The organism is Pseudomonas sp. c313, from assembly GCF_055407145.1.
Genome location: NZ_JBUZRD010000006.1, coordinates 177762 through 190653 on the forward strand (window position 1 = coordinate 177762; position 12892 = coordinate 190653).

The window sequence follows — 12892 nt, forward strand, 5'->3', positions numbered from 1 at the left end:
ATCGCCCTCCTTTACAGCCCTAAACTTGTGCCCAGGAGACCTCACATGCCTGACTTCTCTGGCTTGCCGCTGGTGATCGAGCCCAGCGACCTGCTCGGTCGCCTCGACGCAGAAAACCTGATTCTGGTGGACCTCACCAGCGCCGAACGCTACGCCACCGGGCATATCCCCGGCGCACGATTCGTCGATCCCAAGCGTACCCAACTGGGCCAACCGCCTGCTCCAGGCTTGCTGCCAGCCAAGGCCGCCCTGGAAACGCTGTTCGGTGAACTGGGCCATACGCCGGGCGCCACCTACGTGGTCTATGACGACGAAGGCGGCGGCTGGGCCGGGCGTTTTATCTGGCTGCTCGATGTTATCGGCCACAAGAAGTATCACTACCTCGATGGCGGCCTGCTGGCGTGGCTGGATGAAAAACAGCCTGTTTCCACCAACGTGCCGGCCAGTGCCGGCGGCCCGGCCAGCCTGACGCTGCACGACGAGCCCACCGCCACCCGCGAATATTTGCAAAGTCGCCTGGGTGCCGCCGACCTGGGCATCTGGGATGCCCGTGGCCCGCTGGAGTATTCGGGGGAGAAAGTCCTCGCCGCCAAAGCCGGGCACATCCCCGGCGCAGTGAACTTCGAATGGACCGCTGGCATGGACAAGACGCGCAACCTGCGCATCCGCCGCGACATGCCGCAGATCCTCGAAGACCTCGGACTTACCCGCGACAAAGAAATCATCACCCACTGCCAGACTCACCACCGTTCTGGCTTCACCTATCTGGTGGCCAAGGCGCTCGGTTATCCGCGAGTCAAAGGTTATGCCGGTTCCTGGGGCGAATGGGGCAACCACCCCGACACCCCCGTCGAGATTTAAGGTTTTAAGGACAGTTAATGAAAAAGCGTTTGTTTATCCTCAGCCAGTACCTGCTGCCCCACCACCTGCTGTCACGGCTGGCCGGCTGCATTGCCGAATGCCGCGTGCGCTGGTTCAAGAATGCCTTCACCACCTGGTTCGCCAAGCGCTACCAAGTGGATATGTCCCAGGCCCTGGTGGAGGACGTGACCGCTTACGAGCACTTCAATGCCTTCTTCACCCGCGCCTTGAAAGACGGCGCACGCCCACTGGATCAAACCCCGGGCGCGGTACTGAGCCCGGCCGATGGTGCGGTCAGCCAACTCGGCCCGATTGAGCACGGCCGGGTGTTCCAGGCCAAGGGCCACAGTTTCAGCGTGCTGGAATTGCTCGGGGGGGATGCCGCTGTAGCCGCGCCGTTTATGGGCGGCGACTTCGCCACTGTTTACCTGTCGCCGAAGGACTACCACCGGGTGCACATGCCATTGGCCGGCACCCTGCGGGAAATGGTCTACATCCCGGGCCGAATCTTCTCGGTGAACCAAACCACGGCAGAAAATGTGCCGGAACTGTTTGCCCGTAATGAGCGTGTTGCCTGCATATTCGACACCGAACGCGGTCCGATGGCCGTGGTTCTGGTAGGTGCGATGATTGTGGCGTCGATTGAAACAGTCTGGGCCGGGCTGGTCACGCCGCCGAAACGCGAGCTGAAAACCGTGCGTTACGACGAAGCGGCGCGCGCACCGATTTATCTGGAAAAAGGTGCGGAACTGGGGCGCTTCAAGCTGGGTTCGACCGCCATCGTGCTGTTTGGGCCGGATCAGGTGAAATGGTCGGAAGAATTGCTGGCGGGTTCACCGGTGCAGATGGGTCAAGGCATGGGCTTGCCAAAAGCCTGATCGACGGACTACTTGTAGGAGCGAGCAAGGACTAGACGCCCCCTCGCTCCTACAGTTGTTTTGCGGGGTTAGAGCTGACCGTCGCGGTCACGGAAGCCCAACAGGTACAACACTCCATCCAGCCCCAACGTCGAAATAGCCTGCTTGGCCGATTGCTTGACCAGTGGTTTGGCACGAAACGCCACGCCCAACCCGGCAATCGCCAACATCGGCAAGTCATTGGCGCCGTCACCGACCGCAATGGTCTGCTCCAGACGCAAACCTTCCTTGTGTGCCAACTCCCGCAGCAGATCGGCTTTACGCTGGGCGTCGACAATCGGCTCCACCGCCACGCCTGTCACCTTGCCGTCCACCACTTCCAACTCGTTGGCGAACACGTAGTCGATGCCCAGCTTGGCCTGCAATTGCTTGGCGAAGTAGGTGAAGCCACCCGACAGGATCGCGGTCTTGTAGCCCAGGCGCTTGAGTTCGGCGAACAGCGTTTCGGCACCTTCGGTCAGGCGCAGCGACGCTCCGATGGAGTCCAACACGCTAACGTCCAGGCCTTTAAGCAACGCCAGGCGCTCCTTGAAGCTGGCACGAAAATCCAGCTCGCCGGACATGGCACGCTCGGTAATGGCCGAGACTTGCTCACCCACGCCAGCAGCCTTGGCCAGTTCGTCGATGACTTCGGCTTCAATTAGCGTGGAGTCCATGTCGAACACCGCCAGCCGGCGGTTGCGGCGAAACAGCGAATCTTCCTGGAAGGCGATGTCGACATTCAGTTCCTGGGCGACGCTCAGAAACTCGGCACGCAAGGCCAGAGGGTCCGCCGGCTCACCGCGTACGGAAAACTCGATGCAGCCCTTGCCCTGGTCGGCCGGCGTGTCCAACGGCATACGCCCCGACAGACGGTCGATATGGTCGATGTTCAAACCGTATTGAGCGGTGATCGAGCTGACGCGCTGCAATTGCTCAGCCGTCACCTTGCGGGTCAGCAGGGTGACGATGTGGCGTTTTTTGCCCTGACCGGCGACCCACTGGCGGTAATCCTCTTCGGACACTGGGGTGAAACGCACCTGCTGATCGAGCTTGTAAGCCGTAAACAGGATGTCCTTGAGCACCGACGACGCTTGCTCGGTACTCGGAATCTCCACCAGGATGCCAAACGACAAAGTGTCGTGGATCACCGCCTGGCCGATGTCGAGAATGTTCACACCACCCTGGGCCAGAACACCGGTAATGGCTGCGGTGAGACCCGGACGGTCCTCACCGGTGATGTTTATCAGGACAATTTCGCGCAAAGCGCACCCCCGAGGTGGAAAAAAACCGCATTCTACCCACTTTCAGTGACCATCGGGCACAGCCAGCGCTTTGCCGGTCTTGGGCCTGTCGCTATACTGCGCGTCAACTTCACGGACTAAAGAGCCGAGCTTAAGTGAACCGGCCCACGCCAGTAAAAACCGATAACTTCTTCCTGCTGATCTTCCGGGCACTGCGCCATCGCCGTGTACCGATCGCATTACGCATCGCCAGCCATAACGTGATCCTGGTCGCCCTGGCTCTGGTGATCTACGCCTGCGTGATGGGATTGCAATTCAAGCAGGCCATGCACGAGCAAGCCGACGCTCTGGGCGAAAGCTTGACCACCCAGACCGCCACCTCGGCGACCGAGCTGTTGGTGTCCAACGACATTCTCAGCCTCAACGTGCTGCTCAATAATCTGACCAAGAACCCGCTGGTGGCCCACGCGGCTATCTACAGCGTAGACAACCGGATCATGGCCGAAGCTGGGCAACGCCCGAAAAACGGCCTATTGGGTGAAGCCGAAGGCTTGTACCAGAGCAATATCACCTTTCAGGACGTGAAGGCCGGCCAATTGCGCATCAGCCTGGACATGCAGCAATTCCAGCAGCCAATGACCATCAGCCTGCAAAGCATGGGCATTTTGAGTGCAATCCTGCTGGCCCTGTCCCTGGCCTTGAGCTTGCGCCTGGGGCGACATATCTCCACGCCCCTGATGCAACTGCGCATTTGGCTGCGGGACATCGACGAACACACCCCGGCCACCGACCGCCAGGATGAAATCGGCGACCTCGCCCGCCAGTTGCACACCAGCTTCGCCCCGGAACCAGTAGTGCCTGAGGTTGAACCAGAGCCTGAGTACGACGACACCGACTACGAAGAAGACAAGCCTGCCTTTGGGCGTGACCCTGACTTCGACGAACGCGCGCCGGTGGCCGGGCTCAAGCCGGTATCCCGTCAGACGATCAAGGCAGAAGAAGACGAACTGGATGATGAAGACCCGTTCGCCGATCTTCGCGACCAGTCGCAATCAGCGCAGGTAGCCGCACCCAAGCCGGCACCCGCGCAAAACACCGAGCCGCAACACAGCGCCGTACTGGCCGTGCAACTGGGCGCGCAGGATCAACTACGTCGCTTGCCGCGCACGCGCCTGACCGAACTGCTGGAGCGTTACCGCGACTGCCTCGACCAGGCGGCATCGCTGTACCAGAGCGAACTGCACACCCTGAACGACGGCAGTACCTTGATGCTGTTCCACAGTGAAGACAGCGGCGAAGACTACCTGACCAACGCCATCTGCTGCGGCGAGCTGCTGCGAGCCCTGGGCCATGCACTGCAAATCGAAGTCGCCGACAGCGGCATCACTTTGCAGCTGCAACTGGGGCTGACAGTGGGTGACGACCTGTATGGCATGAGCCAGATTGATCTGCTGCTGACCGAAATCGCCCAGGATGCGCTGGCCTTGTCGCAACACAGCCGCAACTTGCTGCTGGTGGAACGCAAGATCAGTGATGACGCACTGATCCGCCAGCGTGCGCGGATCAGGCCCATCGCCAGCCCAGAGGGCGCCAGTTGTGTGGAGCGCTTGATGGAGCCGTACCCATCGATGCTGGAGCGGCAGTTGGCGCGAATGCATGAGACGCGAGCGAAGGGTTAAACCCCACTCGCCACAACAGCAACTTTCGCCATAAATACCCCACATACAACAAGGCCCGCTATCAGCGGGCCTTGTCTTGTCTGCGTTCAATTCAGAACCTGAACACTTCCATGTCGGTGCGAATCGGCGAGGCCATCGGGATTTTCGGCTTGTCCTGCACGGCCGGCTTGGCAGGTGCCGGGGCCGACTTGCGCGGTGCTTCGGCGACAGCTGGCTGATTGGCCAACGGCCTGAGCGCTACCGACAACTGCTCAGCCAGACGCTGCAACAACACACCCTGGGCCTGAACCTGGGAGGCGGTGCTGCCGACGTGTTCTTCCTGCAGATGCACGATACGGTTATCCCGCACTTGGCCGCGACGGTCGATCAAGCGCCACTGCGCATCAAGAATTGCCGGTTGCGAAACACCGGAATCCAGGCGCGTGATGGTCAGCAACACCTGCACATCAGGGGCAAAACCTGTGGGGGCAGGTGACAGTACCACCCGCTGACTGTCCAGATGACCGGCTACCTGGCGCAGCATCAACTGATTGATGTCCGATGACAGGCTACCCGCCCAGCGACCATCTGTGGAACCTTGCAGGCTGCCATCGTCCTGACGCTGCAGCAGGGTCTCGCGTTGCAGGTAGTCAGCCACGACAACCGGGCCGAGCAATACCGCCATACCGGCACTTTGTGCCGGCTGGGCTGGGCTTCCACTGTCCAGCTGATACAGCGACACAGGTTGGTGTGTGCTGCAACCCGCCAGGCCCAAAAGGCCAGCAAGCAACAAAATAAAAGGAAGGCGCGGAGCAGTCATCATCCCATCCAAGTGGCGGCCACAAGGCAAACCACAATGTAATACCTAAAAATAACCTGTACGCGCTCAGCCACGCTGGCGCTGGAAAGCGCCATATCATCCGTGAATATGCGCCATGACTCCAGCGCGAAAGCGTCGATCTACGGGTTAAATCGTAGATCGAGTGCTCTATATCGCCTTAAGCGGGCGTTTCCACCAGCAATGCGTCCACTCGCTGGAAGCCGCGGGGCAATTTGTTTCCGCGACGGCCGCGCTCGCCCTTGTAGTGTTCCAGGTCGTCAGGGCGCAATGACAGCGTACGCTTACCGGCCTGCAGCACCAGGGTAGAGCCTTCCGGGATCACCGCAATATCGGTCACGTACTCTTCGCGACTGGCCACCCGCTCACCGGGAATACCGATAATTTTGTTGCCCTTGCCTTTACCCAACTGTGGCAGATCGCTGATCTTGAAGATCAGCAAGCGGCCTTCGGTGGTCACCGATGCCAGCCAATTACCTTCACGGTCACTGACCGGACGCGGCAGGATCACCTTGGCGTTGTTCGGCAAACTCAGCAAAGCCTTGCCAGCCTTGTTCTTGGCCTGCAGGTCTTCACCCTTGACCACGAATCCATAACCGGCGTCGGAGGCAATGACGTACAGCGAATCATCTTCCGGCACCAACACGCATTCGAAATTCGCCCCTGGCGGCGGCGTCAGACGCCCAGTCAACGGCTCGCCCTGCCCCCGCGCCGAAGGCAAGGTATGAGCCGGTACCGAATAACTGCGACCGGTGGAGTCGATAAACACCGCGAACTGGTTGGAACGCCCGGCGGCAGAGGTCTTGAACCCGTCGCCAGCCTTATAGGACAAACCAGTGGCGTCAATATCATGCCCCTTGGCTGAACGAACCCAACCCTTTTCCGACAGAACGACGGTAATTTTCTCGTTGGGCAGCAACTCGGTTTCGGTCAGGGCCTTGGCTTCGGCACGCTGGACAATTGGCGAGCGGCGGTCATCGCCATAGGTTTCGGCGTCTTTTATCAGTTCTGTCCGCACCAGCTTCTTCAGCTTGGCTTCGCTGCCCAGCAAGGCCTGCAGCTTGGCTTGCTCCTTGAGCAGCGCGTCCTGTTCGTCCCGCAGCTTCATCTCTTCCAGTCGCGCCAACTGACGCAAGCGGGTGTCGAGGATGTAGTCAGCCTGCATCTCGCTCAGCTCGAAACGCGCGATCAGCTCGGCCTTCGGATGCTCGGCGGTGCGGATGATATGAATGACTTCATCCAGGTTGAGGTAGGCAATCAGCAAACCGTCCAACAGATGCAGGCGACGCTCGACCTTGTCCAGTCGGTATTGCAGGCGGCGGCGCACGGTCTGCACGCGGAACTCCAGCCATTCCACCAGCAGCGCCCGCAGGTTCTTGAGCTGTGGCTTGCCGTCCAGGCCGATGATATTGATGTTGACCCGGTAGCTGGATTCCAGCTCGGTGCTGGCAAACAGGTGCTGCATCAGCACTTCGTGGTCAACCCGGTTGTTGGTCGGGATGATCACGATGCGGCATGGGTTTTCGTGGTCGGACTCGTCACGCAGGTCAGCGACTTGCGGCAGCTTCGACGGTTTGGACTGCATCAGCGCGGCGATCTGCTCCAGCACCTTGGCGCCGGACACCTGATGCGGCAGCGCGGTGACAATAATGTCGCCGTCTTCGATGTGGTACACGGCGCGCATGCGCACCGACCCCTTACCGGTTTCGTACATTTTCAGCAGGTCGGCGCGCGGCGTGATGATTTCCGCTTCGGTCGGGTAGTCCGGGCCCTGGATATGTTCGCAAAGCTGCTCGACCGTGGCCTTGGGTTCATCCAGCAAGCGCACGCAGGCGGTGGCAACTTCCCGCAGGTTGTGCGGCGGCACGTCGGTGGCCATACCCACGGCGATACCGGTGGTGCCATTAAGCAGGATATTCGGCAAACGCGCTGGTAACACCAGCGGCTCATCGAGGGTACCGTCGAAGTTCGGGCCCCAGTTGGCAGTGCCTTGGCCCAGCTCGCTGAGCAGCACTTCGGAATAGCGCGACAGCCGCGCTTCGGTATAACGCATGGCGGCGAAGGACTTGGGATCATCCGGCGCACCCCAGTTACCCTGGCCGTCTACCAGGGTGTAGCGGTAGCTGAACGGCTGGGCCATCAGCACCATGGCTTCGTAGCACGCCGAGTCGCCGTGGGGGTGGAACTTGCCGAGCACGTCACCGACTGTACGCGCCGACTTCTTGTGCTTGGAATCGGCGTCCAGGCCCAACTCACTCATGGCGTAGATAATGCGCCGCTGTACAGGCTTCAGGCCGTCGCCGATATGCGGCAAGGCACGGTCCATGATCACGTACATGGAGTAGTTGAGGTAGGCATTTTCGGTGAAGTCAGCCAGCGACCGGCGTTCTACGCCATCTAAGCTGTCTGCAAGGATGTCACTCATGCGGGCCTCATCATTGTTTGGTCTGGCGCAGCAGCAAGGTGCCGCCACGCTGGGTAAATTCAAGTTGTTTCAATGCGCTCATGCCCAACAGCACTTGCTCGCCACCCAGCCCCGGCGCCACCAGTGCGCGGACGTCCCGCAGGACGATATCGCCCAACTGCAGGCGATCGAGGTGGGTGCGATAGCCCTGGCTGCGACCGTTGGCAGTGCTCAAGGTCACCGACAAGCCACGCTTCAACCCCAAGCGCTCGGCCAGTTCGGCCGGTACCGCCACATCAGTGGCGCCGGTGTCGAGCATGAAATTCACCGGCTGGCCGTTGATCTGACCGCTGGCAACGAAATGCCCCTGGCCGTTGCCGACCAGTTTCACTTCTATATAACCCTCATGTTGCTCGGAGGTGACCACGGCATTGGGGTTTTCCTGACGCGCCTCCCACTGCCCAAAAAACCGTGTCGCCAAAAACAGCCCGGCACCCCAGGCCACGAACATCAACACACGTCCGGCACGCTTGCCGGGGGGCTGCTGGCTCATGGCTTGGTGCTCCAGCCACCGACTGGGGCGGAAAAACGATAGACCATCGGCCGCTTTTCACCATCGGCGCGGGCGCCGAAATTATTGTCGATGCCAACCCAGACGCCGTCGGCGTCCACCAACAAAGCCTCCGCCAGGCCATAGGCCTGTGCATAACGCCGATTCGGCGTGAGGGTTTCGTCGGTAAACGACCAGCACAACTCGACCTGGGCGGTCGCCGCATTACGGCGGCAGATCTGGAACGCATTGCGCTCCAGGGTAAACAGCTTGCCATTGAACAGCGCCAGGTCGGCAAAGTCCTTGGACACCGCCTTGGCGCCCGGGAACTGAGCCGGCTGCATTTCCTGGCCGGCCTCGCTCAACAACACACAAGGCCCATCACAATCCCAAAGGCTTTGCGGGCGCTTGATCGAGATCAAACCCCGGCGCTCACGCTCGGCCGCCAGCCAGATCTGATTGCCTTCGGGGTTAACCGCCAGGCCTTCGAACAACGCATTGAAGTGCAGCAACATACCGCTGGCGCGGGCTTCACGAACCATGCCCGGGGCGATTTTCAACCATTCGGAGGCGCCGCTCGCAGACACTTGCAGTACTGCCGCATGGGCTTCGCTGACAATGTAGCGATTGCCGGCGGCATCGCAGCTAATGCCTTCAAAATCCAGGTCGCCACCGCGAATGAACGACACGGCCTTGGTACGTGAACGCAGGCCCCAGGGCAATCCCGATTCCGGCACTGGAGGTACGTCGATCTTTACCGTTTCGGCCTGCCAGACAGCTGCGCGGGTATCCAGCCGGTAAATTTGCTCATCGTCGCGATCGGATACCGCCCACAACTCCTGGCCGCACAAGGCCAGGCCCGACAGGTTACCGCCGCGCATGCCCTCCACTGGGTACTCGGACAACAGTTTGAGCTCAGCCACAGGCGCCGCGACCACCATCGTTGCCGCTAACCCGCTCAACAACAGTATCGCCAGGGCGAAACCGCTGCGCATCAGCCCAGTACCTCGGCGAGGTTGCCCTTGGACTCCAGCCAGCTCTTGCGGTCCGGCGCGCGTTTCTTCGCCAGCAGCATGTCCATCATTTCCGACGTGGCGGCGAAGTCTTCCAGGGTCAACTGCACCAGGCGCCGAGTGTTGGGGTCCATGGTGGTTTCCCGCAGTTGCGGCGGGTTCATTTCACCCAGGCCCTTGAATCGGGTGACCTGTGGTTTACCGCGTTTCTTCTCGGCCACCAGGCGATCAAGGATGCCATCGCGCTCGGCTTCGTCCAGGGCGTAGAAAATCTCCTTGCCCTGGTCGATGCGGTACAGCGGCGGCATGGCGACATAGATGTGACCGGCATCCACCAACGGGCGGAAATGCTGGACGAACAGCGCGCACAGCAGCGTGGCAATGTGCAGGCCGTCGGAGTCGGCGTCGGCGAGGATGCAGATCTTGCCATAGCGCAGTTGGGCAATGTCCGCCGAGCCAGGATCTACACCGATGGCCACGGCAATGTTGTGTACTTCCTGGCTGGCCAGCACTTCGCTGCCGTCGACTTCCCAGGTGTTGAGGATCTTGCCCCGCAGCGGCAGGATCGCCTGGAACTCCTTGTCCCGCGCCTGCTTGGCCGAACCACCGGCGGAATCACCTTCCACCAGGAACAGCTCGGAACGCATAGGGTCTTGCCCAGCACAATCAGCCAGTTTGCCGGGCAGTGCCGGCCCCTGGGTGATGCGCTTGCGTTCGACCTTTTTGCTCGCCTTGAGACGACGGCCCGCGTTGTTGATCGCCAGTTCCGCCAGGGCCAGGCCCAGTTCCGGGTGCTCGTTGAGCCACAGGCTGAAGGCGTCCTTGACCACACCAGAGACAAACGCTGCGGCTTCACGGGACGACAGACGTTCCTTGGTTTGGCCGGAGAATTGCGGCTCCTGCATTTTCATCGACAGGACGAAAGCGATCCGCTCCCAGACGTCTTCTGGTGCCAGCTTCACGCCCCGCGGCAACAGGCTGCGGTATTCGCAGAACTCGCGCATGGCATCCAGCAGGCCTTGGCGCAAACCATTGACGTGGGTGCCACCTTGAGCAGTAGGGATCAGGTTGACGTAACTTTCCTGAACGCTGTCACCGCCTTCGGGCAACCACAGCAAGGCCCAATCCACGGCCTCTTTATTACCAGCCAGGCTGCCGCAGAACGGCTCGTTGGGCAGGCGTTCGAACTCGCAGACCGAATCTTCCAGGTAAGAGCGCAGGCCGTCTTCGTAGTGCCACTCGATTTTCTCGCCGGTGCCTTTGTCTTCGAAGCTGACCAGCAGGCCCGGGCATAGAACAGCCTTGGCCTTGAGTACGTGCTTGAGGCGGCTGATAGAGAACTTTGGTGAATCGAAGTATTTCGGGTCCGGAACGAAGTACACGCTGGTCCCGGTGTTGCGCTTGCCGACGGTGCCGATCACTTCCAGGTCGGTGGCCTTGTAGCCATCGGCGAAGGTCATCTGGTATTCGTTGCCGTCGCGCTTGACCTTGACCCGTACGTGATGGGACAGGGCGTTGACCACGGAAATGCCCACACCGTGCAAGCCGCCGGAGAACTGGTAGTTTTTGTTGGAGAACTTGCCGCCAGCATGGAGCTTGGTGAGGATCAGCTCGACGCCCGACACCCCCTCTTCCGGGTGAATGTCCACCGGCATGCCGCGACCATCGTCGCTGACTTCCAGGGAATGGTCGGCGTGGAGGATGACTTGTACCGACTTGGCGTGCCCGGCCAAGGCTTCATCGACGCTGTTGTCGATAACTTCCTGGGCAAGGTGGTTCGGCCGACTGGTGTCGGTGTACATACCGGGACGTTTGCGCACCGGGTCGAGGCCCGAGAGGACTTCGATGGCGTCGGCGTTATAAGAGCTAGCGCTGGGAGTGGCCATGGGGTCTCGTAGTGAGTCGTTCGATTAAAAAGTAACCTGCGATTTCATAGTGCTAAAAAATCGAAGGATTGATACTGATCCGCGCCAATGCCGGCAAAACTCAACAGCGCCGGCAACTGCCGGGCAAAACCCTGGTAACCGTGGTCGCCACCGGCCTGGATGCGCAAGGCACAGGCCCGGTAATACTGCTGGGCGTGGCGATAATCCAGGGTTTCGTCGCCGGTCTGCAACCACACCTGATAACGCTGGGCATCCTGGGGCGCCGGGACTTCCAGCTCGGCCAGGGCTGCCACGTGATCGTGGGTCAGTTCCCAGGTCTCATCGGTGTAGAGGTTCTTCTGGGTGCCCAGGTAACCGTCGAACATCCGATGCGGGCTGACGGCCGGGTTGACCAGCAAGGCGTTGAGGCCATGGCGTTCGGCAAGATGGGTTGCATAGTAGCCGCCGAGTGAGCTGCCGACCAGCAGTGGCCGCCCCAGCTCGCTGATCGCCTGCTCCAGCTGGGCGATAGCCTGGCGGGGGTGGTGATGCAGGGCCGGTACCCGCAGCTGATCAGCCAGACCGAGGCTGTCCATTACGGTGATCAGTTGGCTGGCCTTGTTGGACGCAGGCGCGCTATTGAAACCGTGGATATATAAGATCGAAGCGGGCATACCGGGCTCTCCGTGCTTCAGCCAAAGAGACGCAGTTTACAGGGAAATCTCAGTAGCCGTTGCTACCGTAATCCACCTGAAACTCAAAGCCTTCGACGCGCTCAACGCCGGTTTCAAGCCGTCCGTCGGCATGCAGGCGCAACCAGCGATAGCCTGGTGCCTCTTCGCTGACCTTGAAATCCTCGCTGCCGGGAGCGAATTGGATACAGGTGGACGGCGACGCCAGCAAGCGCACTCCATTGCGTTCGCGGTCGATTTCCTGATGCACATGACCCCAAAGCAGCGCTTTCACCTGAGGGAAACGGTCCAGCACGGCAAACAGTGCCTCGGGATTACGCAGCCCTATGGGCTCCATCCACGCACAGCCGATGGACACTGGGTGATGGTGCAAGCACACCAGGTGATGGCGGCTAGGCGCTTCACTCAAGGATCGCGCGAGCAATTGCAGTTGCTGGTCCTGCAAGTAACCCGGCACGGAGCCCGGCACCGCCGAGTCCAGCAAGGTGACACGCCAGTTGCCCACATCCACCACCGGCTCCAGCAACGCGCTGTTCACCGTTGCCTGCAGCATGATGTGCGGCTCGTCGTGATTGCCTGGAATCCAGCGCGCCGGCGCCGAAATCTGCCGGATCATGTCGCGAAACTGTTGGTAAGACTCCAGCGTGCCGTCCTGGGACAGGTCACCAGTGGCCAGCAACAGATCAATCTGCGGTTGTTGAGCCCGCACCAGGTCGATCACCCGTTGCAGGCTGTCGCGGCTGTTCATGCCCAGCAGCGTACTGTCGGCCTCGGCAAACAGATGGCTGTCGGACAACTGCACCAGCAACGCCGAAGCGTCAGGATTCAAGGCGGATACGCTCGGCAAGGCGTTCTCCCAGGGCGTGATCAC

At 60.7% G+C, this 12892-nt stretch carries 11 protein-coding genes; 3 read left to right on the plus strand and 8 right to left on the minus strand.

The window, feature by feature from the left end:
- The first annotated feature begins 45 nt into the window (after positions 1 to 45).
- Together rhdA and asd are read left to right on the plus strand one after the other, a co-directional pair.
- Positions 46 to 861 (plus strand): thiosulfate sulfurtransferase, encoded by an 816-nt coding sequence (gene rhdA / locus ACZRKZ_RS18730; RefSeq protein ID WP_463982396.1) that lies wholly within the window; start codon positions 46 to 48, stop codon positions 859 to 861.
- Positions 862 to 878: 17 nt separating this feature from the next.
- Positions 879 to 1739 (plus strand): archaetidylserine decarboxylase, encoded by an 861-nt coding sequence (gene asd / locus ACZRKZ_RS18735; protein ID WP_149411167.1) that lies wholly within the window; start codon positions 879 to 881, stop codon positions 1737 to 1739.
- A 68-nt stretch (positions 1740 to 1807) separates the two neighbouring features.
- Here the strand turns inward: asd and serB are convergent, their stop codons facing one another.
- Positions 1808 to 3022, minus strand: a complete 1215-nt coding sequence (serB, locus tag ACZRKZ_RS18740) for a phosphoserine phosphatase SerB (protein ID WP_463982397.1) — start codon at positions 3020 to 3022, stop codon at positions 1808 to 1810.
- 134 nt (positions 3023 to 3156) lie between these two features.
- Between serB and ACZRKZ_RS18745 the strand changes: the two genes are divergently transcribed.
- Complete coding sequence (locus ACZRKZ_RS18745; RefSeq protein ID WP_463982398.1) at positions 3157 to 4680, plus strand: AhpA/YtjB family protein; 1524 nt, start codon at positions 3157 to 3159, stop codon at positions 4678 to 4680.
- 91 nt (positions 4681 to 4771) lie between these two features.
- Here the strand turns inward: ACZRKZ_RS18745 and ACZRKZ_RS18750 are convergent, their stop codons facing one another.
- From ACZRKZ_RS18750 to cpdA, 7 genes are all read right to left on the minus strand, one after another.
- A complete protein-coding gene (locus ACZRKZ_RS18750; protein ID WP_463982399.1) occupies positions 4772 to 5479 on the minus strand; it encodes a PqiC family protein in 708 nt (235 codons plus the stop codon).
- Positions 5480 to 5657: 178 nt separating this feature from the next.
- A complete protein-coding gene (parC, locus tag ACZRKZ_RS18755) occupies positions 5658 to 7922 on the minus strand; it encodes a DNA topoisomerase IV subunit A (protein ID WP_350614067.1) in 2265 nt (754 codons plus the stop codon).
- A gap of 10 nt (positions 7923 to 7932) precedes the next feature.
- Positions 7933 to 8454 carry a retropepsin-like aspartic protease family protein gene (locus ACZRKZ_RS18760; protein ID WP_149411172.1) on the minus strand — a complete coding sequence of 174 codons (522 nt, stop codon included), beginning with the start codon at positions 8452 to 8454 and terminating at the stop codon, positions 7933 to 7935.
- Positions 8451 to 9446, minus strand: coding sequence for an esterase-like activity of phytase family protein (locus tag ACZRKZ_RS18765; protein WP_463982400.1), 996 nt, complete (start codon positions 9444 to 9446; stop codon positions 8451 to 8453). Before ACZRKZ_RS18765 ends, ACZRKZ_RS18760 begins: the two co-directional genes overlap by 4 nt.
- Positions 9446 to 11350, minus strand: a complete 1905-nt coding sequence (parE, locus tag ACZRKZ_RS18770; protein WP_463969090.1) for a DNA topoisomerase IV subunit B — start codon at positions 11348 to 11350, stop codon at positions 9446 to 9448. Before parE ends, ACZRKZ_RS18765 begins: the two co-directional genes overlap by 1 nt.
- A 44-nt stretch (positions 11351 to 11394) precedes the next feature.
- Positions 11395 to 12003: a YqiA/YcfP family alpha/beta fold hydrolase gene (locus tag ACZRKZ_RS18775; protein WP_463969089.1), complete on the minus strand. Its 609-nt coding sequence runs from the start codon at positions 12001 to 12003 to the stop codon at positions 11395 to 11397.
- Between the two features lie 49 nt (positions 12004 to 12052).
- Positions 12053 to 12868, minus strand: coding sequence for a 3',5'-cyclic-AMP phosphodiesterase (gene cpdA / locus ACZRKZ_RS18780; RefSeq protein ID WP_463982401.1), 816 nt, complete (start codon positions 12866 to 12868; stop codon positions 12053 to 12055).
- Positions 12869 to 12892: the final 24 nt, after the last annotated feature.